The sequence below is a fragment of the Acinetobacter sp. YH12156 genome (assembly GCF_013418235.1).
GTDB lineage: Bacteria > Pseudomonadota > Gammaproteobacteria > Pseudomonadales > Moraxellaceae > Acinetobacter > Acinetobacter pseudolwoffii.
On the sequence record NZ_VPCL01000004.1, the window covers coordinates 34,546 to 59,776 of the forward strand.

At 46.2% G+C, this 25,231-nt stretch carries 22 protein-coding genes and 2 pseudogenes; 19 read left to right on the top strand and 5 right to left on the bottom strand.

Features of this window, described 5'->3' with window-relative positions; translation table 11 throughout:
• Positions 1–5 precede the first annotated feature (5 nt).
• The 9 genes from paaD to FTU87_RS05730 all read left to right on the top strand — a co-directional run bounded on the left by paaD (position 6) and on the right by FTU87_RS05730 (position 9,006).
• Entirely contained in the window at positions 6–506 is a 501-nt protein-coding gene (paaD, locus tag FTU87_RS05690; RefSeq protein WP_180096792.1) for a 1,2-phenylacetyl-CoA epoxidase subunit PaaD, read from the top strand.
• A gap of 75 nt (positions 507–581) precedes the next feature.
• Positions 582–1,640 (top strand): 1,2-phenylacetyl-CoA epoxidase subunit PaaE, encoded by a 1,059-nt coding sequence (gene paaE / locus FTU87_RS05695; RefSeq protein ID WP_180096793.1) that lies wholly within the window; start codon positions 582–584, stop codon positions 1,638–1,640.
• Positions 1,641–1,678: 38 nt separating this feature from the next.
• Positions 1,679–2,449 carry an enoyl-CoA hydratase-related protein gene (locus FTU87_RS05700; protein WP_180096794.1) on the top strand — a complete coding sequence of 257 codons (771 nt, stop codon included), beginning with the start codon at positions 1,679–1,681 and terminating at the stop codon, positions 2,447–2,449.
• Entirely contained in the window at positions 2,449–3,240 is a 792-nt protein-coding gene (paaG, locus tag FTU87_RS05705) for a 2-(1,2-epoxy-1,2-dihydrophenyl)acetyl-CoA isomerase PaaG (RefSeq protein ID WP_180096795.1), read from the top strand. The genes FTU87_RS05700 and paaG overlap by 1 nt, the downstream gene beginning before the upstream one ends.
• A 3-nt stretch (positions 3,241–3,243) precedes the next feature.
• Positions 3,244–4,797, top strand: a complete 1,554-nt coding sequence (locus FTU87_RS05710) for a 3-hydroxyacyl-CoA dehydrogenase (RefSeq protein ID WP_180096796.1) — start codon at positions 3,244–3,246, stop codon at positions 4,795–4,797.
• An 11-nt stretch (positions 4,798–4,808) separates the two neighbouring features.
• A complete protein-coding gene (pcaF, locus tag FTU87_RS05715; protein ID WP_180096797.1) occupies positions 4,809–6,020 on the top strand; it encodes a 3-oxoadipyl-CoA thiolase in 1,212 nt (403 codons plus the stop codon).
• A 60-nt stretch (positions 6,021–6,080) separates the two neighbouring features.
• Entirely contained in the window at positions 6,081–7,373 is a 1,293-nt protein-coding gene (gene paaK, locus FTU87_RS05720) for a phenylacetate--CoA ligase PaaK (RefSeq protein ID WP_180096798.1), read from the top strand.
• A gap of 63 nt (positions 7,374–7,436) precedes the next feature.
• The gene (gene paaX, locus FTU87_RS05725; protein ID WP_074384109.1) at positions 7,437–8,375 is read left to right on the top strand and encodes a phenylacetic acid degradation operon negative regulatory protein PaaX; all 939 of its coding nucleotides are present in this window, start codon (positions 7,437–7,439) and stop codon (positions 8,373–8,375) included.
• A gap of 31 nt (positions 8,376–8,406) precedes the next feature.
• Entirely contained in the window at positions 8,407–9,006 is a 600-nt protein-coding gene (locus FTU87_RS05730) for a DapH/DapD/GlmU-related protein (RefSeq protein WP_180096799.1), read from the top strand.
• A gap of 55 nt (positions 9,007–9,061) precedes the next feature.
• Here the strand turns inward: FTU87_RS05730 and FTU87_RS05735 are convergent, their stop codons facing one another.
• Both FTU87_RS05735 and FTU87_RS05740 read right to left on the bottom strand, forming a co-directional pair.
• On the bottom strand, positions 9,062–9,538 hold the full coding sequence (locus tag FTU87_RS05735) for a hypothetical protein (RefSeq protein WP_100355532.1): 477 nt from the start codon (positions 9,536–9,538) through the stop codon (positions 9,062–9,064).
• Between the two features lie 102 nt (positions 9,539–9,640).
• Positions 9,641–10,033, bottom strand: a pseudogene (locus FTU87_RS05740) (inner membrane protein YpjD); the annotation flags it as partial.
• Between FTU87_RS05740 and FTU87_RS15215 the strand changes: the two are divergent.
• A pseudogene (locus FTU87_RS15215) lies at positions 10,022–10,288 on the top strand (class I SAM-dependent methyltransferase); the annotation flags it as partial. The pseudogenes FTU87_RS05740 and FTU87_RS15215 sit on opposite strands and share 12 nt — an antisense overlap.
• Positions 10,289–10,348: 60 nt before the next feature.
• Here FTU87_RS15215 and FTU87_RS05750 read toward each other — a convergent pair.
• A complete protein-coding gene (locus tag FTU87_RS05750) occupies positions 10,349–11,158 on the bottom strand; it encodes an inner membrane protein YpjD (RefSeq protein WP_159516612.1) in 810 nt (269 codons plus the stop codon).
• Positions 11,159–11,296: 138 nt separating this feature from the next.
• Between FTU87_RS05750 and ffh the strand changes: the two genes are divergently transcribed.
• From ffh to FTU87_RS05765, 3 genes are all read left to right on the top strand, one after another.
• Positions 11,297–12,703, top strand: a complete 1,407-nt coding sequence (ffh, locus tag FTU87_RS05755) for a signal recognition particle protein (RefSeq protein ID WP_180096800.1) — start codon at positions 11,297–11,299, stop codon at positions 12,701–12,703.
• Positions 12,704–12,853: 150 nt separating this feature from the next.
• Positions 12,854–13,426 carry an alpha/beta hydrolase gene (locus FTU87_RS05760; RefSeq protein ID WP_005095930.1) on the top strand — a complete coding sequence of 191 codons (573 nt, stop codon included), beginning with the start codon at positions 12,854–12,856 and terminating at the stop codon, positions 13,424–13,426.
• Between the two features lie 137 nt (positions 13,427–13,563).
• On the top strand, positions 13,564–14,169 hold the full coding sequence (locus FTU87_RS05765) for an alpha/beta hydrolase (RefSeq protein ID WP_180096801.1): 606 nt from the start codon (positions 13,564–13,566) through the stop codon (positions 14,167–14,169).
• Here FTU87_RS05765 and FTU87_RS05770 read toward each other — a convergent pair.
• Together FTU87_RS05770 and FTU87_RS05775 are read right to left on the bottom strand one after the other, a co-directional pair.
• On the bottom strand, positions 14,120–14,863 hold the full coding sequence (locus FTU87_RS05770; protein ID WP_180096802.1) for a type III pantothenate kinase: 744 nt from the start codon (positions 14,861–14,863) through the stop codon (positions 14,120–14,122). The genes FTU87_RS05765 and FTU87_RS05770 overlap by 50 nt on opposite strands.
• Before the next feature lie 13 nt (positions 14,864–14,876).
• On the bottom strand, positions 14,877–15,632 hold the full coding sequence (locus FTU87_RS05775) for a biotin--[acetyl-CoA-carboxylase] ligase (RefSeq protein WP_100355526.1): 756 nt from the start codon (positions 15,630–15,632) through the stop codon (positions 14,877–14,879).
• A gap of 27 nt (positions 15,633–15,659) precedes the next feature.
• On the opposite strand from FTU87_RS05775, the gene FTU87_RS05780 reads away from it, so the two are divergent.
• The 6 genes from FTU87_RS05780 to rlmF all read left to right on the top strand — a co-directional run bounded on the left by FTU87_RS05780 (position 15,660) and on the right by rlmF (position 25,165).
• Positions 15,660–16,463: a sulfite exporter TauE/SafE family protein gene (locus tag FTU87_RS05780; protein ID WP_005172427.1), complete on the top strand. Its 804-nt coding sequence runs from the start codon at positions 15,660–15,662 to the stop codon at positions 16,461–16,463.
• A gap of 199 nt (positions 16,464–16,662) precedes the next feature.
• Positions 16,663–17,358, top strand: a complete 696-nt coding sequence (locus FTU87_RS05785) for a GntR family transcriptional regulator (protein ID WP_005095938.1) — start codon at positions 16,663–16,665, stop codon at positions 17,356–17,358.
• Between the two features lie 11 nt (positions 17,359–17,369).
• Complete coding sequence (gene smc, locus FTU87_RS05790) at positions 17,370–20,822, top strand: chromosome segregation protein SMC (RefSeq protein WP_180096849.1); 3,453 nt, start codon at positions 17,370–17,372, stop codon at positions 20,820–20,822.
• A gap of 1 nt (position 20,823) precedes the next feature.
• Positions 20,824–21,816 (top strand): cell division protein ZipA C-terminal FtsZ-binding domain-containing protein, encoded by a 993-nt coding sequence (locus FTU87_RS05795; RefSeq protein ID WP_180096803.1) that lies wholly within the window; start codon positions 20,824–20,826, stop codon positions 21,814–21,816.
• A 108-nt stretch (positions 21,817–21,924) separates the two neighbouring features.
• Entirely contained in the window at positions 21,925–23,964 is a 2,040-nt protein-coding gene (gene ligA / locus FTU87_RS05800; protein ID WP_180096804.1) for an NAD-dependent DNA ligase LigA, read from the top strand.
• Positions 23,965–24,190: 226 nt separating this feature from the next.
• Entirely contained in the window at positions 24,191–25,165 is a 975-nt protein-coding gene (rlmF, locus tag FTU87_RS05805; RefSeq protein ID WP_100357348.1) for a 23S rRNA (adenine(1618)-N(6))-methyltransferase RlmF, read from the top strand.
• Positions 25,166–25,231 lie beyond the last annotated feature (66 nt).

Sequence of the window (25,231 nt, forward strand, 5' to 3'; positions counted from 1 at the left end):
GTCGCATGAATCTGATTCGACACGTAGAAGATCAATGTTGGGACGTTTTACAGCAGGTTTCTGATCCAGAGATTCCAGTATTGTCAGTGATTGATCTGGGCATGATTCGTGGCATCGAGCTGAATCAGCAGGATGAAATTGTGGTGCGACTCACGCCGACCTATAGCGGTTGTCCGGCCACGGATTTATTAAAAGCAGAAATTACCCAGGCTTTTGAGGCGAACGGTTTGACGCCAGTTAAAGTCATTGTGGATCTGTCTGAAGCCTGGACCACGGACTGGATGAGTGAATCGGGCAAACACAAATTACAGCAATATGGTATTGCCCCGCCGCAAGGCCAGTCACATAGCTGTGGTACGCATGTGGCATTGACCGATGGCATCACCTGTCCACAGTGCTTAAGTAACAACAGCAAATTATTAAGTGAATTCGGTTCGACCGCCTGTAAAGCTTTATATCAATGTCGGGACTGCTTAGAAACTTTTGACTATTTCAAATGTATTTAATTGTAACGATTGCGCGGTGGGCAGGGTAAACCAATAACAAGCCTGAACACCGCCACCTAAAAGAAGGATTTTGCCATGAGCCAATTTATACCATTAACCATTAAATCAATTCAGCCACAAACCGAGCAGGCAATCTGTATTGCCTTTGATCTCGCGCCTGAGCAGTTGGATGCTTTTCAATATCAGCCGGGTCAGCACCTCACCATTCGTCATTTAACCGATGACGGCGAGCTGCGCCGTTGCTATTCGATTTGTAGTGATACTCAGGAAGACATGAGTATTGCGATTAAAAAAATTGATCAAGGTCAGTTCTCGACCTGGGCCAATGCGCATCTCAAAGCGGGCGATGTACTGGAAGTCATGCCACCGCAAGGGGTGTTCTTTCAGAAAGCAGCCAAGGCCGGTGGCCAGAATTATCTAGGGTTTGCAGCAGGCAGTGGCATTACGCCAATTTTATCGATTGTAAAGTCGGTGCTAAACCGTCAAGCGGACGCAACATTCACCCTGGTGTATGGCAACCGTTCCTGGAAACAGACCATGTTCTCTGAACAGATCATGGACCTGAAAGACCGTTTTAAAGAACGTTTGCAATTGGTGAATATTTTTTCCCGTGAATTGAATGACAGTGACATTTTCAATGGTCGGATTGATGCGGAAAAATTACAGCAGCTGTTCCAGGCCAATCTGATTTCAGCCGAAGCAGATCACTGTTTCGCTTGCGGTCCGGAAGAAATGATGGCAGCGGTGGAAACGGTATTACCAACTTGGGGCATTCAACGCAGCAAGATTCACACTGAACGTTTTAATACCGGTACTGCACCGAAAGCAACCGCCCAGCAGATGGAAAGCCGCAGTGAAGAACGCGTCAATATCATCCTCGATGGTCGCGAGCTGATTGTGGAAGTCTCCAAACAGGATGACAGTATTTTAGATGCTGCGCTACGTGCCGGAGCGGACCTGCCATATGCCTGTAAGGGCGGCGTTTGTGCAACCTGTAAATGTAAGGTGCTTGAAGGTCAGGTCGAAATGGCAGTCAACTACAGCCTGGAAGAAGACGAAATCCAGAAAGGTTATGTGCTGAGCTGTCAGGCACGTCCGACCACAGCCAATGTACGTCTGAGTTTTGATGAATAAGTACGGAATCAATTGCTGAGCATAGCAGGAGTTCAAGGATGACCTACATTAAAACCAGCTCACCCAAGCCAGGTGTGGTACTGATCGAGTTAAACCGTCCGGAAAAGCGCAATGCCTTAAACAATGCCACCTTGCAAAACATTGCAGCCTGTCTACAGGACTTGGAAACAGATGCTGCTGTGAAAGCCGTGGTCATCACCGGAAATACGCAATGCTTTGCTGCCGGTGCTGATTTAAATGAGCTGGCACAGTTAGATGTGGTCAGCATCCAGCAGGATCAGCGCCCACTGCTGTGGAAAAAAATTGATGAATTTTCCAAGCCTTTAATCATGGCCGTAAATGGCTATGCTTTTGGTGCAGGTTTTGAGTTGGCTTTGCATGGTGACATGGTGCTGACTGGAGAAAATGCCCAGTTTGCCTTGCCGGAAATCGGTTTAGGTATGCTGCCGGGTGCTGGTGGAACACAGCGTCTGGCTCGTCTGGTCGGTCAGCAATTGACGATGCGCTGGGCCATGACCGGTGAAATGATTTCGGCACAGACCGCATTGCAACATGGCATGAGCAGCCAGGTTTGTCCGGCAGGACTGACCGTGCAATACGCACTGGAAATGGCAGAAAAAATTGCCAAGCAGGCACCGCTGGCCATTCGTGCCATCAAGCAATCTTTAAAGTCAATTCATGAAGTGACTTTAAGTCAGGGGCTGAAACTGGAACGACAACATTTTGTCTGGTTGGCGGCAACCCAAGATCGCCAGGAAGGCATCAATGCATTTTTACAAAAAAGAAAACCAGAATTTAGAGGTGTGTAATGGAATATCAAACAATTATTGTCGAAGAAAAAAATGCAGTGGGCTACCTGACCTTTAACCGTCCAAAACAGCTCAACAGCTTTAATGAAACCATGCATCAGGAAGTCTCCAAGGTCATCAAGGCCTGGGCCAAAGACAGCCAGATTCGTGCCGTGGTGATTTCAGCTGAAGGCCGTGGTTTCTGTGCCGGTCAGGATCTGAATGACCGTGTGGTCGATCCGAATGCCGATGCACCGGACTTAGGCCTGTCGATTGAAAAATACTACAACCCTTTAATCAAACTAATTACCGAGATGCCAAAACCGGTAATTTGTGCGGTGAATGGTGTGGCCGCAGGGGCCGGTGCCAATATTGCACTGGCCTGTGACATTGTAGTTGCTGCAAAATCGGCTTCCTTTATTCAGGCCTTTTGTCGTCTAGGTTTAGTACCAGATTCAGGCGGCACCTGGTTCTTGCCGCGTCTGGTCGGGCGTGCCCAGGCGATGGGCTTAGCGATGCTCGGCGATAAAATTCCGGCTGAGCGCGCAGTACAACTGGGCATGATCTGGCAGGTGGTTGAAGATGAGCAACTGCAAGTGGAAGCGAAAAAACTGGCCGAGCATTTGGCCAAGCAGCCGACTTATGGCCTGTCACTAATCAAAAAAGCCATTCATGCCGCAGCCGACAATAATCTGGATCAGCAGCTCATTCTGGAGCGTGACCTGCAACGTCTGGCTGGACGTTCAAGCGATTATAAAGAAGGTGTACAAGCCTTTATGCAAAAACGTACACCTGAATATAAAGGATGCTAAATCATGCAGCAGATCAATTTGGAATACGTCAAAGTTGCTGTGGTCGGTGCGGGAACCATGGGAATTGGTATTGCGCAACTGGCCGCCATGCACGGGCATCCGACCTATGTGTTTGACCTCGATCGCAGCAAAGTTCAGAGTGCCTTGACTGCTTTAAAGGCGCAGCTTGGCAAGCGGGTACAGAATGGCAAAATGACCCAGCAATTGCTGGAGAGTACCTTCGCCAATCTGATCGTGGCCGAAGATATTCAACAGTTGGTCGATGCGGGCTTGATTATTGAAGCCATTGTCGAAAAGAAAGAAGTGAAACAAAATCTGTTTCAACAGCTGGCTGCCATTTGCCCGGAACAGACGATTTTTGCTTCCAATACTTCCTCGATTTCCATTACTGCAATTGCCTCGGCGATTCCGAATCCGGAACGGGTGATTGGGCTGCATTTCTTTAATCCGGCCCCCGTGATGAAACTGGTCGAGATTATCCGCGGACTGAAAACTTCAGCAAGGATTGCCGATGCAGTATTTGATCTGATGAAGGACTGGAACAAGGTTCCGGTACGAGCCAAATCGACGCCCGGTTTTATCGTCAATCGTGTCGCACGACCTTATTATGCCGAAGCCTTTCGCGCCTTACAGGAAAATGCCACTACACCGGAACAGCTCGATTACATCATGCGTGAATGTGGCCGTTTTGCCATGGGACCGTGCGAACTCACGGACCTGATTGGTCAGGATGTGAATTTCTCGGTCACGCAAAGTGTCTATCAGGAGTTTTTCTATGAGCCACGCTACCGCCCATCCTTGATTCAAAAAGAACTGGTCGATGCCGGCTGTTATGGCCGCAAGTCCGGTCAGGGTTTTTATGATTACACGCAGTCCAAGCCTGCACCTGTATATGAATTGCCAGTGTGTTATGCCAAGTCGCTGAATAAGCTCAAAGTCACGGTAAAAGGTGAATGGCTACATTCCTTAGCCCTGATTGAACGTTTAAAACAGGCCTCTCATGTAGAGCTGAGTTTTCAGGCGGCAGAACAGAATGAAATCCTGATTGGTGATCTTTCCCTGCGATTATCGCTCGGCGAGTCGGTTGAACTGGCTTATCAGCATGACCCCGTGGTGTTGATGGACTGGCATGCAGATTGGGAAAATGCCCAGGCTATTCCAGTCGTTGCATCACCGGCGTGTAGTGCTGAACAGCGCCAGGCAGTGGAGCTATTCCTTATAGGTATGGATATGATACCTATTTGGTCTAAGGATCATCCAGGTCTTTATGTTATACGTAGTATTGCCATGTTGGTGAATGAAGCCTGTGAAGCAGTATTGCATGCTATTGCATCAGAGCAAGATATTGATTCTGCTATGAAATATGGTGTGAATTATCCTTGTGGTCCATTTGAGTGGGCAGATAGAATCGGATATTACACAATTTTACAAATTTTAGAAAATATGTATCGTATTTATGGTGAAGATCGCTATAGAACTAGTATATATTTAGCAAAGAAAGCGGTGCAGGGACATGCACAGGAAACTCAGCAGCAACCATTACGTGTTGCTGGCTAAAAGGAAGAATCATGGAACAGGTTTATATTTTTGATGGAATTCGCACCCCGATCGGACGCTATGCTGGTGGACTGAGCAGCATTCGTGCCGATGATCTGGCAGCGCTACCGATTCAATATTTGAAAGATCGGCATCCTACCTTGCCATGGGCAGAACTGGATGAAGTGATCTTGGGCTGTGCCAATCAGGCCGGTGAAGATAACCGTAACGTGGCGCGTATGGCTGCTTTACTCGCAGGGTTGCCTGAATCTGTTCCAGCACTCACCGTAAACCGTTTATGTGCCTCAGGTCTGGATGCGATTGGACTTGCCGCACGTGCCATCAAATCGGGTGAAGCACAGTTTATTTTGGCCGGTGGTGTAGAATCCATGAGCCGTGCGCCTTTTGTGCAATCCAAACCTACGACTGCCTTTAGCCGGACCCCTGAAATTTATGACACGACGATTGGCTGGCGTTTTATCAACCCAAAATTTAAAGCGCAGTTTGGCGTCGACAGCATGCCGGAAACGGCCGAAAACGTCACTGAAAAATATCAGATCAGCCGTGCAGACCAGGATCTGTTTGCCTATCACAGCCAGCAGAAAACTGCAGTAGCGCAGCAGAAGGGTATTTTTGCCGAAGAAATTCTGCCGGTAGAGGTCAAAGGTCCGAAGAAAACCACCCTCACTATTTCCCAAGATGAGCACCCGCGTGTAGAGACGACGCTGGACAATCTGGCAGCCTTAAAAACCCCATTTCGTAAAGAAGGCGGTTCAGTCACTGCCGGCAATGCTTCGGGTGTCAATGACGGTGCAGCTTGCGTATTGCTGGGCAATCAGCAGTTTGCCGAGCAGTATGGTTTGAGCCCGAAAGCCAAAGTGATCGGGATGGCCAGCGCCGGTGTTGAAGCTAAATATATGGGTATTGGCCCGGTGCCAGCAGTACATAAAGTGCTGAAACAGACTGGCCTGAGTCTGGAACAGATGGATGTGATTGAGCTGAATGAAGCATTCGCAGCACAGTCGCTGGCCGTGATTCGTGAACTTGGCTTGCAAGACGATGATTCCAGAATCAACCCGAATGGCGGTGCTATCGCTTTGGGTCATCCACTGGGTATGAGTGGTACCCGTCTGGTGATTACCGCTATGCATGAACTGAAACGCCGTCAAGGAAAATATGCACTGTGCACCATGTGTGTCGGTGTCGGTCAAGGTGTTGCACTGGTTTTAGAAAATATGGATTAAACACATCATTCAATCAATGAATTAAACCGTGGTCAGGAAGACTGCGTCAGGAGTAAGAATATGAATAACAATGCAATGGAAAAAATTGAAAAAGTATCGGTTGATGAGTTACGCAGTGTCCAGCTACAGCGGATGAAAAAGACCCTGCAGCATGCTTATCAGAACAGTCCGGTTTATAAAAAGAAATTTGATGATGCGGGTGTGCATCCGGATGATTTTAATTCTCTGGAAGACCTGGCCAAATTCCCGTTTACCACCAAACAGGATTTACGCGATAACTATCCGTTTGGCATGTTCGCTGTACCACAGGAACAGATTGTACGTGTGCACGCCTCTTCTGGCACCACCGGTCAGCCGACCGTGGTCGGTTATACCCAGAATGATATTAATGTCTGGTCAGACGTGGTGGCACGTTCATTACGCGCAGCCGGCTTGAGCAGTAAAGATATCATTCAGGTGTCTTATGGTTATGGCCTGTTTACTGGTGGTCTAGGTGCGCATTATGGCGTTGAGCGTTTGGGTGCAACCGTGATCCCAATGTCTGGCGGACAAACCGATAAACAGGCGCAACTAATCCATGACTTTAAACCGACAGCACTGATGGTTACACCATCTTACTGCCGGAATATTATTGAAGCGCTTGAGAAGAAATTTGGCACAGCCAAAAACTGTTCGATTAAAACCGGTGTATTTGGTGCAGAACCATGGACCAATGAAATGCGTAAGGAAATTGAAGAGCGTCTAGGCATTGATGCGCTGGATATTTATGGTCTGTCTGAAGTGATGGGGCCAGGTGTTGCAATGGAATGTCTCGAATCCAAAGATGGCCCAACCATTTGGGAAGATCATTTTTATCCTGAAATCATTCATCCTGAAACTGGCGAAGTGCTGGCAGACGGTGAGCTAGGTGAACTGGTATTTACCACTATTACCAAAGAAGGCATGCCGGTAATCCGTTACCGTACCCGCGATCTGACCCGTTTATTGCCAGGCACGGCACGTACCATGCGCCGTATGGACAAGATTGTGGGCCGTAGTGATGACATGATGATTATCCGTGGTGTCAATGTCTTCCCATCGCAGATTGAAGAGCAGATTTTACAGATCCAGCAACTGATTCCGAACTACCAAATCCAGATTTGCAAACAGGGACATCTGGATACATTGCATATCCGTACTGAAATGCGTAAAGATAGTAGTGACATTATGGCGCACCAGCTGGCAACTCAGCTTAAGGGCCAGATTAAAACCATGGTCGGAATCACCGTAAATGTCGAAGTGTTGCCTGAAGGGAGTCTGCCACGCTCTGAAGGTAAGGCACAGCGCGTTTTTGATATCCGCAAGTCTGCATGAAGTACTATTGGATGATAGCCAAATGGTCTATCATCCAGTTTCTATAAGGTAAAGTTAAACGCAATGAATCCGAAATTAAAACAAATAATTGATGACTTTATTCAAACTGAAGCACTCAGCGGAACCTCATTAATCATGACCATCTTCGGTGACTGTATTTTTCACCGCGGTGGCATTATCAGTCTGGCCAGCCTGATTCAGCTTATGGATGTATTCGGATTTAATGAACGATCGGTACGGACTGCCGTATTCCGTCTGGTCCAAAACGGCTGGCTGATGTCTGAAAAAATTGGCCGCACCAGCTATTACCGTGTGACCGAAAGCAGCCGCCAGCGTTTTATTATGGCGGATCAAAAAATTTACAGTTTTCAGCACACCGAATGGGATCAGAAATGGGATCTGGTGCTGCTCAGTTCGGTGGAACTGGAAAATAAACTGGTTCTGAAAAAAGAACTGGAATGGCTGGGTTTTGCCAATATCGCTACCAATGTCATGGCCTATCCGGGCTGTGATCACCAGAAACTGCAAAACCTGCTGCTGAACCTGAAAATGACCGATCAGGTGGTGGTGTTTAAGGCCGAAACCTTGCAGCTCTGGCAGGAATCCTATCCAACTGTAAAACGCATGGTGGCCACCAACTGGCCGGTGCAGGAACTGCATCAGCGTTATGAAAAATTCATTGCGGATTTCCGGGAATTCTTTCATATGGTAGAACAGGAAGATGAACTGGATCCGGTTCAGGCTTTTCAGTTGCGTATTTTGCTGATTCATCAATTCCGCCGGATTTTATTAAAGGATCCGAATCTGCCGTTTGAATTATTGCCATCCAACTGGCTTTCCCTGAATGCCCGTAATCTGAGCAGTAATTTATATCAAACCGTGGTTGCAGCAGGGGATGAGTTCTTTATGGAGATCGCCCGAACTTCGGAAGGTTCGATGCCGCCAGTACATCCACAATTTTATAAACGTTTTGGCGGTTTGCGACTCGAAGCCGTTAGCTAATCTAATTCTGCATTTTTAAAGGAATAAAATAATGCCGTGTTATGCCATTGATGGTGTGATTCCTGTGGTCAGCCCTCGCGCTTATGTGCATCCGCAAGCCGTTCTGATCGGGGATGTGGTGATTGAAGAGGGCGTATATATCGGGCCTTTCGCTACTTTAAGAGCCGACTTTGGCGGGATTCACATCCAAAAAAATGCCAATGTTCAGGATTCCTGTACCATTCATGGCTTTCCCGGTAGCGTCACGCTGGTCGAAGAATATGGCCATATCGGACATGGCGCGATTTTACATGGCTGTATCATTCGCAAAAATGTACTGGTCGGCATGAACAGCGTGATTCTGGATGAAGCCGAAATTGGTGAAAATACCATTATCGGTGCCAATAGCACGGTTAAAGCCAAAGCTCAAATTCCGGAAAATTCACTGGTGCTCGGTAGTCCGGCGCGGGTCATTCGTCCTCTGGACGCCAAAGAAATTGCCTGGAAAAGCAAAGGGACACAGGAATATATTCAGCTGACAGAACGCTGTCTTTCTTCGATGCAGGAAGTTGAACCGTTGTCTGAAGATTTACCAGATCGCCTGAACTATCAGGCCTTTGATGCGGAATATCAAATTAAAAAGGATCATTAATTTAGCACTTGGCTGATGATTGTATCAGCCAAGTTTTTTATTTCATTTATAAAAATTATAAACGGCGACATTGACCTTCTTTGTCACCATTGACCCGGTTATTGCCACCGATTGGTTGAATGCGGTTGGATTCGCATTGCAAATTACCGTCAACCACATTGTCATTTACAGTAATTTTTTGGGTATTCTTTTTCAGCTGGATATCACCCTCTACCTGATTGGCAGTGAGCTGAATCGTCTGACCGCCTTCTAGCTGGATATTGCCGTCAATCCGGTTATGTTGCGCCAGAACTGAGCTAAAACGTCCTTTCGATTCCAGATTGCCATCAATCGCAGTATTTGAAATTACTGCTTGAGCACCCTGATACAGCATGACATTGCCTTTAATGTTGGCATTATCAATCTGACAGTTTTGGCTGATACTGACATTATCATCAATCGTGCGATCTTTAATGCTACCGTGACAGTGATAATCTGCGAAACTTGCGCTTGATAAACAAAGTAGTGCTAAACCTGAAAGTAATTTTATCATCATGATCCTTGGTGTATTTTTAATGCACTTTAACCATAATTTTTGAATATGACATTTTGATGACGGCACTCAAACGCAGTGTTGGCTTTAGGTTAGCGTATGTTAACGTACCAAAATCATTTCCAGCACGAATTTAGAACTAATAAAACCCAGTGCCAACAAGCCAAAACCGAACAGGGTAAAGCGCACAGCTTTCTGGCCACGCCAGCCAAACTTCCAGTGTCCGATTAATAGTGAATCATAAACCAGCCAGGAAATAATACTGAACGCAGTTTTATGTGTCAGATGTTGGGCGAAGAAATTATCGATGGTGAAAAAGCCAAAGCTCAAAGCGAGCGTAAGTAAAACAAAACCGGTCATCAGCATATCAAACAGGAGTGATTCCATGTCTTGATAAGAAGGTAACAAACTGACCCAAACCCGGCGTTTTTGCTTCTTTTTCATCTCGCGATCCTGAAGCCGCAAGATCACGGCCTGAATGGTCGCCATGTAGATGAAGGATATAAAAATCTACCATTTCCATTTCAGGAAATTTCAATTTCACCACTTATGCTTGAGGTGGAGTGGAATTTTTATCAGCTGATTGTTTATATGAGTACCTGGTCAGCCGTGAAAGCAGCAACTCAAGCACTCGGACATAATCCACTGAATGTACTGGCAGATGCCTTATTGCCAGAATGGGAAGATCCAGAATTGCCTAGAGTCATTCGCTGGCCATTATCAGTGCGTGCGGGGCGTATAATCCTTTAAAGAATACTCAAGCTAAAGCCTTTTCATTGAACAATGAATTGAATATTTCAAGGCTCAGAATTATCGCCCCAAGATCATTTCCAGCACGAATTTAGAACCAATAAAACCCAGTGCCAGCAAACCAAAACCGAGTAGGGTAAAGCGCACGGCTTTCTGGCCACGCCAGCCAAACTTCCAGTGTCCGATTAATAGTGAACCATAAACCAGCCAGGAAATAATACTGAACGCTGTTTTATGTGCCAGATGCTGGGCAAAGAAATTGTCGATGGTAAAAAAGCCAAAGCCTAAAGCGAGGGTAAGTAAAACAAAACCGGTCATCAGCATATCAAACAGCAGTGATTCCATGTCCTGATAAGAAGGTAATAAACTGACCCAGACCCGGCGTTTCTGTTTCTTTTTGAGTTCACGATCCTGCAGTCGCAAAATCACGGCCTGAATGGTCGCCATGAGCAATACGGCATAAGCAGATAAAGACAGGATAATATGAATATCCAGACCCAAAGAGTTTTGTGCGATGATTTTTGCAGGCTGAGTAAAGACAAAACCGAGGATCAAACCTGTGGCAGCTACTGGAATTCCGATCAGATTTAGGGCAATAATTGGACGATAAGTACTGTAAATAATGCTGAGTAACAGCATTAGACCAGAGGTAAAGGAAAACAGGGCAAAGACATCATAATTGATGCCAAGCGGGGTGTGCATATCGCCATATAAAACCAGCGCATGTAAGCCCAGTCCAAGCAGGGCAGTTAGCGAAACAAACCATTGATTAGGAGTACGTTTAGACATTAAATGAATGAACAGATACCAGAAGGAAGCGGTATAAGCGACTAATGCTAAGATCGTGTAAACCAAGGGGAGGCTAACCATGTCAAACCTTTTTAAGGGTGATGAATATTCATTTATATAAATTCGCTGCGAACTACAGTATCCTATAGCATTCTATGCATAAATTTTCTATTTTAAGAAACAATTTTTTGCTCATGGCTATTTTAAGCGGATTTTGCAATGTTTGATACCTTAACAGAACGACTCACGCAGAGTTTAAGAAATGTTACTGGCTCAGGGCAGCTAACCGAAGACAATATTAAAGATACGTTACGTGAAGTGCGTATGGCGCTTCTTGAGGCCGATGTTGCGTTACCTGTAACTCGTGAATTCATCGCGAAAGTTAAGGAAGAAGCATTGGGCCAGGAAGTGATGACTCAGTTATCTCCTGGACAGGCTTTTGTCAAAATCGTTCATGACGAATTGACCAAAATGATGGGCGCGGCCAATGAAAGCCTTGACCTTGCCGCAAAACCACCGGTCGTTGTCCTGCTGGCAGGTCTGCAAGGTGCAGGTAAAACCACCACTGCAGCAAAATTGGCACGCTTTTTACAAGAACGTCAAAAGAAAAAAGTGGCAATGGTTTCTGCCGACGTCTATCGTCCCGCAGCGATCAAGCAACTACAAACGGTTGCAGGCGAAGTCGGTGCGATTTTCCTGGAATCTAGCGCAGACGAAAAACCGATTACGATTGTAAATCGTGCGATTGAACAGGCGAAGATTCAATTCGCAGATGTGTTGATTGTCGATACTGCAGGTCGTCTGCATATTGACGATGACATGATGGACGAAATTAAAGAGCTTCACGCAGCCATCAAGCCAACTGAAACCTTGTTCGTGGTCGATGCCATGACTGGTCAGGATGCTGCTAATACTGCCAAAGCCTTTAATGATGCCTTGCCTTTAACCGGTGTGATCCTGACCAAAACGGACGGTGATGCGCGCGGTGGTGCGGCATTGTCTGTGCGTGCCATTACCGGTAAGCCAATCAAATTCCTCGGTATGGGCGAAAAGCTTGATGCCCTGGAGCCATTCCATCCTGAACGTATCGCACAGCGTATTTTGGGTATGGGTGACGTACTTTCTTTGGTCGAAGAACTTGAGCGCAAGGTCGACAAAGAAAAAGCCGAAAAAATGGCGAAAAAATTGCAAAAAGGCGGCAGCTTCAACTTTGAAGACATGCTGATGCAATTTGAGCAGATGAACAAGATGGGCGGCATGATGGGCTTCCTGGACAAACTTCCTGGCATGAGCAATGCCGGTCTGCAGGATGCATTGGCTCAAGCCAATCCAGAAAAGCAGGTCAAGAAAATGGAAGCGATTATCCAGTCGATGACCATCAAAGAGCGCCGTAATCCAGACTTGATGAACCCAAGCCGTAAAAAACGTATCGCGGCAGGTTGCGGTATGGAAGTGGCTGAAGTAAACAAGCTGATCAAGCAACATGCGCAAATGGCCAAGATGATGAAGAAATTTGCCAATCCGTCAGGTATGGCAAAAATGATGAAATCACTCGGTGGTTTGCAGAAACAGTTTGGCGGCGGCGGTGGCATGGGTCCACTGTTCGGCGGCAATGACAAGAAATAAGATTCTGATTTAAAAAAGGCGCGAAATGCGCCTTTTTTATTATGTATCAATCAGAAAACCGGTTTAAACAAAACAACATTTACTTACCCAAAATAAAAATCCAATCAGGCAGACTCAGGAATATCAGCACAAAACAAAGAGAAATTTAAAATGGCTCAAGTGATCATCGTTCATGGTTATACTGCAAGCCCTGAAGAAAACTGGTTTCCATGGATTCAGGAAAAAGCCCAACAGGAAAATGTCAGCTTAAAAGTACTGCGACTTGACCCATCGACCACACCCAAGCTGGAGGTGTGGGACCAGCAAATGCGTGAGCAGATTGAGGGGATTGATGAAGACAGTATTTTTATCGGGCATAGCCTGGGAACTGTGGCTGTATTGCATTACTTATCCAGAGAATTAAAACAGCAAAAGATTCAGCAATTGGTATTGATCGCAGGATTTAATGGCCGCTTGGGTCGTTTAGATGAAGTCAATCCGTTTATTGATGCTGCTGAGATCGATTTTGATCTGCTTAAACAGCAGGTGGCAGAACGTGTGGTGATTTATTCTGAAGGCGATGATCGGGTGGAGCCTGAATTTAGCCTGGAACAGGCAGACAGTCTGGATGCGATTGTGGTGAGTGCCAAGCATCAGGGACATTTTATCGATTCAGAAGGCTGTACCGACCTGCCAGAACTCTGGAAAGTGATTGAGCCTTATCTGATTAAAGCTGAATCTTAAGCAGGTTGTTGGATTCGTTCAATTTGCAAATTGAGTCTGAGATGGGATGCAAAAAGTTACTTGAATTTCATCTTCAGACTGTTTAATAGTATTTTTTGCCAAAGCACTTTGTGCTCAATTATAATAAGTAAAACACGATGAAAAATATAATCAACAAAGTCTATATCGTGCCTGATTATCAGGCCACCTCAAATGACCATTGGTATCCGTGGCTGAGTCGCCAACTCAAAAATGTCGGTGTTGATTCAAAACGGATTATGCTGGCCAATCCTTTTCAGCCTGATCTAGAAGAATGGCAGCAAAATCTGAAACTGCATATTCCACATCTGGATGAGCATACGTTTTTAGTTGCCCATGGCCTGAGTGGACTCAGTGTTTTAAGTTTTTTACAGCAACATTATCTCCAGCAGCACCGCAAGATCGGCGGGGTTATTCTGGTTTCAGCTTTCGATACACCGCTGGTGGCCTGGTCGGAACTGAATAAAATGCTGCAGGCGACACGACTGGATCTGAACAACCTGCCGTATAGCTATAAACGCGCGGTCATACTGATCTCCAGTAATGATCCTTTTGTACCTGCACCGGTTTCCTTGCGCCTGGCCCACAGCTTAAATGCTCAAATTTTTGAGATTAAAAAAGCCGGACATTTTAACAAATGTGATGGATTTACCGAATTTCCTCAATTGCTCGAAATCATGAAACTGTATCTGGCAAATGAGCCGCAAAATGCTGCAAACCTTTAAGCAGAAGATCAGGTTCAATCCTCGGCTGATACGGCTCAAGATGTTGGGCAAACAGTGGAGCATCTCCACCGGTTAGTACCAGCTGTGCCGGAAAATCATGCAGCACTTTTTCAATGGTGCTGAGCAGACCGAGCAGAATGCCATGATGTACTGCATCGATGGTATTGCGTCCGGGATTGAGCTCAGAAAATGCGGCATCCGGAATTTTAATACCTTTGGTATTCTGAATCAGTGCATCACGTTGTAAATATAAATTTGGCAGAATAAAACCGCCTAAATGTTGTTGTCCTTGAATCAGGTCAATGGTCAGCGCTGTACCACAACTAATCACACAATAATTCTCATGAGGCTGGGTCGCGACAGCAAGTACCTGTAGCCAGCGGTCAATCCCCAGTTGTGTGGGTTCATCATAGCCACAAATCAGGCCAGCATATTGGGCCTGCACCTGAGCAAAAATCACTGGAATATGCAGACCATCTAATATACTAAGAATGCGCTCATTATTGGTTTTGTCCTGAACCGAAGACAATCCGACCTGATCCAGATCCAGCGTTTTAAAGTGCTGGATCAGGCCAAGTAACAAATCGGCAGGGGATTGTAAATGTAATTCCGCTGCATGTTCAATGATCTGATCTTGTTCGGTAATCCAGTATTTGAGTCGGGTATTGCCAATATCTAGCCATAGTTTCTTCATGGATTATGCCTGTTCAAGGATTATTTTTGAGCCGTAATTGACCTTGGTAAAAGATGTGGACACCTGTTTCAGTTGCGATTTTAACAGCGCCATCATCCTGAATACCCAGAAATTTTCCTGAATATTGCCCTTGCAGATCGGTAAATTCAACCCTCTCTTGGATAAAAGCGGCATGTCGATTGAAACGACCAGACAGATTCTGGCTGCCATAACTAAACCATTGTCCGGCTTGCTGAATCGCCAGATACAGTTCTGCAATCAGCTGAATGCGTGAACCCGGATGCAGGCCCAACTCATTCAATGAGGTCACTTGCTGCTCGGGAACCTCAGCAGACATTGGGCTGAGGTTGATCCCGACCCCGACCACCACTTGCGTAGGTGAAATCGGTTCTACCAGAATGCCGCCCCATTTGCCTTTGACGCTATACAGGTCATTCGGCCATTTTACTTGCAAGTCCAGCCCTTGTAGACTGGGCATTTGCAGGATATTTAACGCAATTTCCAGAGCCAAACGGCCATCGATGGGTTTTTGTGTATGCAGCAATGTGCTTAAATAGATATTCCCTTCAGGTGAAATCCACTGACGCTGGCGCTGTCCACGGCCTTGGGTCTGCACATGGCTACAGACCAGAACCTGCTGTACCCCCTTGGTTGCCAATTCCCGCACATCGTCATTGGTCGATGTGGTAATCGGTTTGATGAGCAATACTTCCGGAAGCTGGCCTGCATCGCTTAATCGTTGTTGCAGTTCACGAGTTTCTACATCCATTTGAATCTAAACGTGGTAAATATCGTTATGGAGTTAATCATATATTTATTGATTGGTGCAATTGCAGGATTTACCGCTGGCCTGTTTGGGGTTGGTGGTGGTTTGATTATTGTGCCGATTCTGTACATTGTTTTTACCCAGCTCCAGTACGATCCCAGCGTGATTATGCACATGGCGGTGGGGACTTCTCTGGCTACCATTATTGTCACCTCAATCAGTTCGGTCATGGCGCATCATCAAAGAGGTGCCGTGTTGTGGTCGGTATTTCGTAATCTGGCACCCGGCTTGATTATTGGTTCCTTCCTGGGCGCAGGGATTGCTGACTATTTATCTGGTCAAGGCTTGCAGCTGTTGATCGGGTTCTTTGCAGTCTGGGTGGCGTTTAGAATGTTTAAAGGCGCCAATGTTCAGGTCGATCCGAATAAAAAATTGCCTTCAACCCCGGTACAACTCGCTGCGGGCGGTGGGATTGGTGTGGCATCGGCGATCTTTGGGATTGGTGGCGGTAGTCTGACAGTCCCGTTTTTGAATCGCTGTGGCATCGTGATGCAAAAAGCCGTGGCGACCTCTGCGGCTTGTGGATTGCCGATTGCCGTGGCAGGCGCACTAGGCTTTATCTGGTTTGGTCAACAGGCCCAGGTCACAGTACCAAATACGATTGGCTATATCCATATTTATGCCTTTATTGGCATCAGTATGATGAGTTTTTTTACCGCCAAACTCGGTGCAAAAGTGGCACATTTACTTTCACCTGCGGTACTGAAAAAATGTTTTGCGGCTTTACTGACCACCGTCGGCCTGTATTTTATTTATCAAGGTTTTATGGCCTGATTTAAGTTTTTAGGTTGAACTGATGTATCACCTAAGGAGAATAGTTCACTATTCTCCTTTTTTGTGAACTTGAGTTGGCTGTAGAGACACAAGATTGTCTGACAATGTCACAGTAATTATTGAAAAAATTCTGTCTAATAGCAACATAGCCCAAATCACGGGCTGAACCAGTATCCATAAAAATAAAGACAGGAACGGTATGCCATTAGAACAAGCACACAGTTTGTCTGAGCAGATTGCCAAACACATTAGCGAACAGATTATTCGCGGCGAATTGGTCGAAGGCGAACGTATACAGGAACTCAGGATTGCCTCGGAGCTGGATGTCAGTCGAGGGTCGGTTCGTGAAGCCCTGCTGTTGCTGGAACGCACCCAGCTGATTGAAATTTATCCGCGTCGCGGTGCCATTGTCTCGGAAATGTCAGCCTTGCAGGTGCGGGCCTTATTTGATATTACCTCTTTATTGCTGGGGCAGATGGTGCATCGTATGGCTGAAACCTGGCGGAGTCATGAAGCCGAGCGCATTCAGCTATTATTAGAACAATTAGAAGCAGAAACTCGCCAAGGACATACAGAAAAGTTTTATGATCTGATCTTTCAGGGCATGGCCCAGCAACATGAGATGGTCGGAAATCCCTATCTGATGCGCTACTATCAGGAACTGTTACCTTGCTTGCGGCGTAGCTATTTCCTGACCCTGAATATTTCCAGACGCGAGTTACAGGAATCTTTCGACTTATTTAAACTGGTCACTGAAGCAATTCTGATACGAAAAACCCATCAGGCCGCTTTATTTATGGAAGATTTTTGTCGACACTTACGCAACCTTGTGTTGGAATCTCTGACACGGATGAAACAAATTGAACTCGCGTGGGCCAGACGCTCACGACGTTAAATCAGGACATTATGCGTTTAAGCAGTTTAAAACTTTCAGGCTTTAAATCTTTTGCCGACAGTACCACTTTACATTTTAAAGATAATCGTACTGCAGTCGTGGGACCGAACGGGTGTGGTAAATCTAACGTCATTGATGCCATACGCTGGGTTATGGGTGAGTCCAGTGCGCGCCAGCTGCGTGGTGGCAGCATGCAGGACGTGATTTTTACCGGAACTGCCAAGCGTAAACCGGTGGGCATGGCCAGTGTGGAACTGCGCTTTGACAATACCTATGGCAAACTGGGCGGCGCTTATAATGCCTATAATGAACTGGCAGTCCGCCGTCAGGTCAACCGCGATGGCAAGTCTGAATATTTCTTGAATGGCAGTAAATGCCGGCGTCGTGACATTACCGATATTTTTCTGGGCACCGGTCTGGGGCCACGTTCTTACGCGATTATTGAACAGGGCATGATTAACCGTCTGGTCGATGCCAAACCGGATGAAATGCGGGTCTATATTGAAGAAGCTGCCGGGGTTTCGCGTTATCAGGCACGGCGCCGTGAAACCATGCTGCATCTGGATCACACCACGCAAAACCTGTCGCGTCTGGAAGATATTGCCTCTGAACTGAAATCTCAGTTAAAAACCCTGAAACGTCAGGCTGAAAGCGCGATTCAATATAAGCAACTGGAAGCACAGATTTGCAGCATCAAGATTGAAATCCTGTCTTTCCAGTGTGAACAAAGCCAGCGCTTGCAAGAAGAATATACCGTGGAGATGAATACTCTCGGAGATAATTTTAAGCTGGTGCGTTCCGAGCTGACTACGGTTGAACATGATTTAGGTCGTACCAGTGAACTGTTTCAGCGTCTGATTCAGCAATCGACACCTTTGCAAAGTGAATGGCAACAGGCCGAGAAAAAACTGGCCGAACTGGAAATGACCTTGCAGCAAAAACAGTCTTTGCTCGAGCAAAATTCCACCAGTCTGGTCAAGCTGGAACAGCAAAAAGCTCAGACCAAAGAGCGTTTGCAATTGATTGAACTGCAACTCGATACCTTGCAGCAACAAGCTGAAGATCAGCAAGCACAATTGCAGCAGCAAGATGGCCAGAATCAGGCGCAGAGCCAAAATCTGGCTGATCTCAAATCACAACATACAACAGTCGCGGCACAATTTGCCCAAATCAAAACTCAGGTCGAACAGCAGCAGCAGCGTAAATTACAAATGTTGGCTCAAAGTGAACAACTGGCCAAGAATATTGAGCGGATTGAACAGCAAAAACAGACCGTACAGCAACAGAGCATACAGATTCAGCATCAAGCGCAACAAGATGAGCTAGAGCAATATCAACAAGACAAGACTGAGATCGAACAGCAGCTATTCACATGTGAAGCGCAACGCACTGTATTGCAAGATCAATTGGCTCAAGTTCAGACCGAGCAGGCAGAACAGCAGCAGTGCTTGATGCAGTTAAAATCTGAAATTCAGGTGCTGCATTCAGAACAGAACAACCTCAGTCAATTGCTGACCAAAGCCAATCCACATGCCAAGGCCGATGCACTACAGCTAATGCATGTACTTAAGCTCAACGATGCAGGCAAAGACCATGCAAAGTTGATCGAAAAGTTTCTGGCAAAATGGCTGTCTGCCCAGATTCTGGCAGAGGGTGAAAACTTTCTTGAAGATCGGGCGCGTCAGTTAAAGCCATATACTGTGCAAGATGAAATTCAGATTGCCAATACGGTGTGTCTGGCCGACTGGATTGAATCTCCACAGTATTCACTGTGGCAGCAGGTTGCAGTTGTAGATTCATTAGCGCAAGCCTTGAAACTTCAAACTGGGCTTTTGCAAGGTCAGACCCTACTCAGTCTGGATGGCTATCAGGTTGGGCCTGATTGGGTGATTGCGCTGGATTATGATGAATCGAGCCAAGCCGCTCAGGGCGCATTGAGTCATCGTATCCGTCTGGAGGAAATCGAGCTTCAGTTATCAGCACTGAATACCCAACTTAGTCAGGCTGAAGAGCAACTGCCTGAACTGAATCTTCGGATGAAGGAGTTAAAAACCCAGATTCAAACGATCAGTGAGCAGTACAAGCACACACAAAAGCAACTGCAACAACTCGATGTCAATATTGCCAAAGTTCAAAGTAGTGCTCAGGCTTTCGCATTACATAAGCAGCAATTACAGCATCAGCTGCAACAACTCGATGAGCAGCTAGAAGAAGATGCCATGCAGAAAGACGATCTGGAAATTGATCTGCATGCTCTGAATATTAAGCTGGAACAAGCGCTACCAAATTATAAAACCCTGCAATTCCAGCTGGAAGCATTGAGCACTCAGTTAGATGACTCGCAGCAGCTTAGCCAGCAAGCGCAGCAGGAACTGGAACTGCTGCGCCGTCAAAGCGTACAGAGTCAGCAGCAGATTGAATTGCTGGAAAAAGATCAGGTATTTTTAATAGAACAGTATCAACAAATTAATCTACAAATCGAGCAAGCCAAGAAATTTGTCGATCCGGTACAGCTAGAATTGCCTGCTTTACAGAGCCAGTTTAATGAACAGGCGCAGATCACTGAAAAGCTGCAAAAAACCTGGGCCGACTGGCAGATCGAATTAAATCAGGTGCAGAGCAAACAGCAGCAATTAACTGAACAGCGTCACAGTTTCCAGCAGCAGGATGAAAAACTGCGTACAGCACTGGAAGCCAAACGTCTGGCCTGGCAGGCAGCCAAATCTGATTTGCAGCATTATTCAGAACAATTAAAAGAACTGAATCATGAAGTCATCAGCGGTTTAACTATTGATGTCAAAACCCATCAGGCGAAACTGGAAAAAGCTCAGGCGCAGTTTGATAAACTTGGTGCAGTGAATCTGGCGGCTTCTGAAGAATATGAAGAAGTCTCGAAACGCTATGAGGAACTGAGCCACCAGATGCAGGATCTGGAAAATACTGTGGAACAGCTACAAGCTGCGATGAAAAGTATTGATCAGGAAACCCGCAAACTGTTTATGCACACTTTTGATCAAGTCAATGCCGAACTGCAAAACCTGTTCCCGAAAGTATTTGAAGGGGGCGAGGCGAGTTTAAGTCTTGAAGATGGATGGCAATCGGGTGTAAAACTGATGGCCCGACCACCGGGTAAACGTAATAGCTCCTTGGCATTACTCTCCGGTGGGGAGAAGGCTTTAACTGCATTGGCACTGGTATTCGCGATTTTTCGCTTAAATCCGGCACCTTTTTGTGTACTCGATGAAGTCGATGCACCGCTAGATGATGCCAATGTGGGACGTTTTTGTAATTTAGTCAAAGAGCTTTCTGAACACGTGCAATTTATTTATATTACCCATAACAAACTTGCAATGATGATGGCGACTGATCTTCTAGGTGTAACCATGCCTGAACCGGGAACCTCAAAATTAGTGACAGTAAATTTGGAACAGGCAAAAGAATACGGCTTAGCTGCGGAGGTATAATATGGAAATCACCACCATTATCGGGATTGTGATAGCAATTGTCATCATGCTGTTCGGCATCAGAATGCTGTTCAAAAAACCTGTAGAGGCTGTACCGTCACTGGATGCCAACCTGCATATCGATCCGGATAGCCAGACCCCTGTCATTCCTCGGCATGTACGATCGCAACTGGCAAAGCAGAACACAGATCCGGCACAGCGTGTAGAGCCAAGCCTGCGTGTAGAAGAACCGGCCCCTGAAAAGCCCTCAGCATTTCGCAAGCCTGAACCGATCTTGGCTGAGCCAGCAGTGCTTGAGACAGCTGCAGCGGTCGAGCCGAGTCCAGTGACCGAAGCTGAAGTCGTGGCAAGTTCTGCAAGCACAGAAGCAGCCGAAACATCAGTGGAGCAAAAGCCGGCCGAAGTAGAAGCGGAAAATAACCAGACGGAAGATAAAGATACCGCTGTTGAATTCAGTCTGAACAGCAGTATTGAAAAAGCGGAAATTTCTGAATTTAATGATGAAAGCAGTATTCTGGATGCTCATCTGCATGAACAGAAAATAGTGGATGAAGAAAGTGCCTTATCCAATGCTGAAACGATTATTTCATTGCATATCTATCCGCAAGGCCGGGTACTTTCAGGTGATAAAACCCTGAAAGTCTTGTTGAAATATGGTCTGCGTTATGGCGAACTGGCCTGTTTCCACCGCTATAGTGAAGATGATTCAAAACTGCTGTTTTCGGTACTGCAAATGACGGATACCGGCATGGAAGGTTTTGATCTGGAAACTCTCTCGACTCAGGAAGTCAAAGGTCTGGCCTTCTTCCTGGCTTTGCCGCATAGCGATGTACAAAATGCCTTTGATACCATGGACAGTATTTCACGTCTGATTGCCCGTGAAGTGGATGGTCTGGTCTACGATCAGAACCAGCAGGAATTTACACCACAATTACGTGAATTCTGGCGCCATCAGGCGATTGATTATCGCGCGGGTCAACCTACAGAAGTTTAAGCGGTTTTGTTCGATCTGCAAGTTGAATCTGTGGACTGCAATTTTTATAATAGCCAAAAGCTGAATATTCTACAGGGCGGATTTTCCGCCCTTTTTTATGGTGAAATTATGACCCAAGATGCCACTGTCATTGCGCAAATGCGTCAACTGATTCAACTGCTTGCCAAGCATAATCATGCTTATTATGTGATGGATCAACCGAGCATTGAAGACAGTGAATATGATCAGCTCTTTCATCAGCTCAAAGCTTTAGAACAACAATATCCCGATCTGATCCAGCCGGATAGCCCAACCGATAAAGTCGGCGGGCAGGCACTTGCAAAATTTGTGAGCATTACTCACGCCGTTCCGATGCTGTCCTTGGGCAATGTCTTTAATCAGGACGATCTTTTTGCTTTTGCTCGCCGTATTGAAGAGCGTTTGCCGAATCAAAAAATCGAATATGATGTAGAACTGAAATTTGACGGTCTGGCTATTTCCCTGTGGTATGAGCATGGCGTATTGACCCGTGGTGTGACTCGCGGCGACGGGGAAACCGGTGAAGATATTACCCAGAATGTCAGAACCATTCGCAACCTACCGAAGCTGTTATCAGCAGTAAATGGCGTTGTTCCCGATTTGCTGGAAGTACGCGGCGAAGTATTGATGCCGAAATCGGGCTTTGAAAAACTGAATGCCGCCAATGCAGCAAAAGGTGAAAAGACCTTTGCCAATCCGCGTAATGCCGCGGCAGGAAGTTTGCGCCAGCTCGATCCGAATATTGCCGCATCACGGCCACTGGCTTTTTATGCTTATGGAGTTGCGCAGTGTGTACCGTATCATGGTCAACGCAGCATGTCGGACAGTCTGGAATGGCTGAGTCAGTTTGGTTTTGCTGTAGGTGAGCGCCACTTTATTTGTGACAGTATTCAGGACGTGCAAAAAGTCTATGAACAGATCATTGAGGAACGTGCCAGTCTCAGTGTAGAAATCGATGGCATGGTGATTAAAGTCAATGACCTGAAACAGCAGCAGCAACTCGGTTTTCTGAGCCGGGAGCCGCGTTGGGCCACCGCCTATAAATTTCCGGCAGTTGCAGCCTTGACCACGGTTGAAAATATTAACTGGCAGGTGGGTCGTACCGGAACTCTGACGCCGGTAGCACGTTTGAATCCGGTCGCGGTCGGCGGCGTGACTGTTTCTAATGTGACCTTGCATAATATTGGTGAAATTCACCGTCTCGATGTACGGATTGGCGATACCGTCAGTGTTTACCGAAGTGGCGATGTAATTCCTAAAGTGGAAAAAGTCTGGCCGGAATTCCGCCCGGTGGATGCCGTTGAAGTGCATTTACCTGAGCAATGTCCAGTCTGTGATTCACCGGTGGTGATGCCGGAAGGTGAAGCCTTGGCGCGTTGTTCGGGTGGGCTGTATTGTGCAGCGCAGCGTATTGAGGCGATTCGTCACTTTGTTTCACGTAAAGCCATGGATATTGAGGGTCTGGGGGATCGCTGGGCAGAATCTTTGCTGCATCTAAATCTGCTGAAAGATGTCTCGGATATTTATCACCTGCATGAACATCGTGAGCAGCTGCTACAGATTGAAAAAATGGGTGAAAAATCTGTTCAGAATTTAATAGATTCTATTGAGAACAGTAAGAAAACCACACTGGCCGCTTTTATTTATGCACTCGGTATTCGTGGCGTGGGTGAAACTACAGCGCGCATGCTGGCCAATAATTTCCAGACCTTGGATGCATTACGTATCGCGGATATCGAAGCACTCAAAAAAACGCCAGATGTAGGGGATATTACCGCAGAATGGATTATTGATTTCTTTCAGGCGCCGCATAATCTGGAAGTTCTGGATCGTTTACTGGCAGCAGGCATTCACTGGGATGCGCCAGTTGCACCGACCCGTCAGCCACTCAATGGCGAAAGTTGGGTCGTGACCGGAACCTTAAGCAGTATGGGGCGTGATGAAGCGACTCAGTTGCTTCAAGCATTAGGCGCGCGAGTCAGCGGCAGTGTATCGAGCAAAACCAAATGTGTGGTGGCGGGTGAAAAAGCCGGTTCCAAACTGGACAAGGCAGAAAAGCTGGGTGTAACGGTCATCAATGAGGAACAGTTCATTGCCCTGATGAAAGAGCATGGGCAAATCGAAGACTAATCAGTTCTAAACAATGACTTAAATAAAAAAGACACTAAGGATGATGAGTCTTGAGGTGTCTTTTTTATTGCTAGTTCAAAACTATAGGTGAATGAGAGGGGGGAGGATAGACAAATACAAGGACGGGTTCGGCAATGTGAGTTGAATTCACGTACAATATCGATTCATTCGCAGGTATAGATCCTGCCTTATTGATTCTGTTCTCCCGTTGATGATTGACATACACATGGCTCAAGCAAAGAAATCTTTTCTGCAACAAAAATCGCAATTACATGCACGAAATCTGCATCGCAGTCGTTACGATTTTCCTCAGTTAATCAAGAGTTGTCCGGAACTTGCGCCTTTTGTCAGCCCGAATCAATATAACGATCTTTCAGTCAACTTTTCTGATCCTCAAGCTGTGAAAATGCTCAATAAAGCATTGCTCAAGCATTTTTATAGTATTCAATATTGGGATATTCCTCAAGATTATCTTTGTCCACCTATTCCGGGTAGAGCCGACTATATTCACTATTTGGCGGACTTGTTGAGTGATAGCAATAAAGGTCAGATTCCAATAGGACACGCCGTTCACGTATTAGATATTGGGGTGGGCGCGAACTGTATTTATCCGATTATTGGTCATCGTAGTTATGGTTGGAAATTTGTTGGCTCAGACATTCATCCTGCATCGGTTAAAAGTGCTCAATTTATTGTGGAGGCAAATCCAAATCTCAAAAAGGGGATTCAGATTCGATTGCAAAAGACACCGAGCAATATTTTCAAAGGCGTGATTAAACCTTCAGATCGTTTTGATTTGACCCTGTGTAACCCACCATTTCATGCTTCGCAAGATGAAGCAAATGCCACAGCAACGCAAAAATTACGCAAACTTGGCAAACCGGTTGATCGGTCTAAAGTGGTGTTAAACTTTGGCGGACAAAAGAACGAGCTGTGGTGTGACGGTGGAGAAGAACGCTTTGTTTGCCAGATGGTACAAGAGAGCACACAGTTTGCTGAGCAATGTCTTTGGTTTAGTACACTGGTTTCTAAGAAAACCACATTGCCTATGCTGTTAAATACCTTGCGTAAGTGCGGTGCAGTGGATTTAAAAACCATTAAAATGACGCAGGGGCAAAAAGAGAGTCGTTTTGTGGCTTGGACTTTCCTAGATGCAAAGCAACAGCAAGCGTGGAAAAATGCGCGTTGGACTTCTGCTTAGCTTGTTTTTAGGCAGGAATAGTGAGCTTGTGGGCGCATAAGTCGGTGTAGTCGCTCAAATTTAATC

Coding starts and splice junctions, on each gene's coding strand:
- paaD (WP_180096792.1), top strand. CDS start 6: ATGAATCTGATTCGACACGTAGAAGATCAATGTTGGGACGTTTTACAG.
- paaE (WP_180096793.1), top strand. CDS start 582: ATGAGCCAATTTATACCATTAACCATTAAATCAATTCAGCCACAAACC.
- FTU87_RS05700 (WP_180096794.1), top strand. CDS start 1,679: ATGACCTACATTAAAACCAGCTCACCCAAGCCAGGTGTGGTACTGATC.
- paaG (WP_180096795.1), top strand. CDS start 2,449: ATGGAATATCAAACAATTATTGTCGAAGAAAAAAATGCAGTGGGCTAC.
- FTU87_RS05710 (WP_180096796.1), top strand. CDS start 3,244: ATGCAGCAGATCAATTTGGAATACGTCAAAGTTGCTGTGGTCGGTGCG.
- pcaF (WP_180096797.1), top strand. CDS start 4,809: ATGGAACAGGTTTATATTTTTGATGGAATTCGCACCCCGATCGGACGC.
- paaK (WP_180096798.1), top strand. CDS start 6,081: ATGAATAACAATGCAATGGAAAAAATTGAAAAAGTATCGGTTGATGAG.
- paaX (WP_074384109.1), top strand. CDS start 7,437: ATGAATCCGAAATTAAAACAAATAATTGATGACTTTATTCAAACTGAA.
- FTU87_RS05730 (WP_180096799.1), top strand. CDS start 8,407: ATGCCGTGTTATGCCATTGATGGTGTGATTCCTGTGGTCAGCCCTCGC.
- FTU87_RS05735 (WP_100355532.1), bottom strand. CDS start 9,538: ATGATAAAATTACTTTCAGGTTTAGCACTACTTTGTTTATCAAGCGCA.
- FTU87_RS05750 (WP_159516612.1), bottom strand. CDS start 11,158: ATGGTTAGCCTCCCCTTGGTTTACACGATCTTAGCATTAGTCGCTTAT.
- ffh (WP_180096800.1), top strand. CDS start 11,297: ATGTTTGATACCTTAACAGAACGACTCACGCAGAGTTTAAGAAATGTT.
- FTU87_RS05760 (WP_005095930.1), top strand. CDS start 12,854: ATGGCTCAAGTGATCATCGTTCATGGTTATACTGCAAGCCCTGAAGAA.
- FTU87_RS05765 (WP_180096801.1), top strand. CDS start 13,564: ATGAAAAATATAATCAACAAAGTCTATATCGTGCCTGATTATCAGGCC.
- FTU87_RS05770 (WP_180096802.1), bottom strand. CDS start 14,863: ATGAAGAAACTATGGCTAGATATTGGCAATACCCGACTCAAATACTGG.
- FTU87_RS05775 (WP_100355526.1), bottom strand. CDS start 15,632: ATGGATGTAGAAACTCGTGAACTGCAACAACGATTAAGCGATGCAGGC.
- FTU87_RS05780 (WP_005172427.1), top strand. CDS start 15,660: ATGGAGTTAATCATATATTTATTGATTGGTGCAATTGCAGGATTTACC.
- FTU87_RS05785 (WP_005095938.1), top strand. CDS start 16,663: ATGCCATTAGAACAAGCACACAGTTTGTCTGAGCAGATTGCCAAACAC.
- smc (WP_180096849.1), top strand. CDS start 17,370: ATGCGTTTAAGCAGTTTAAAACTTTCAGGCTTTAAATCTTTTGCCGAC.
- FTU87_RS05795 (WP_180096803.1), top strand. CDS start 20,824: ATGGAAATCACCACCATTATCGGGATTGTGATAGCAATTGTCATCATG.
- ligA (WP_180096804.1), top strand. CDS start 21,925: ATGACCCAAGATGCCACTGTCATTGCGCAAATGCGTCAACTGATTCAA.
- rlmF (WP_100357348.1), top strand. CDS start 24,191: ATGGCTCAAGCAAAGAAATCTTTTCTGCAACAAAAATCGCAATTACAT.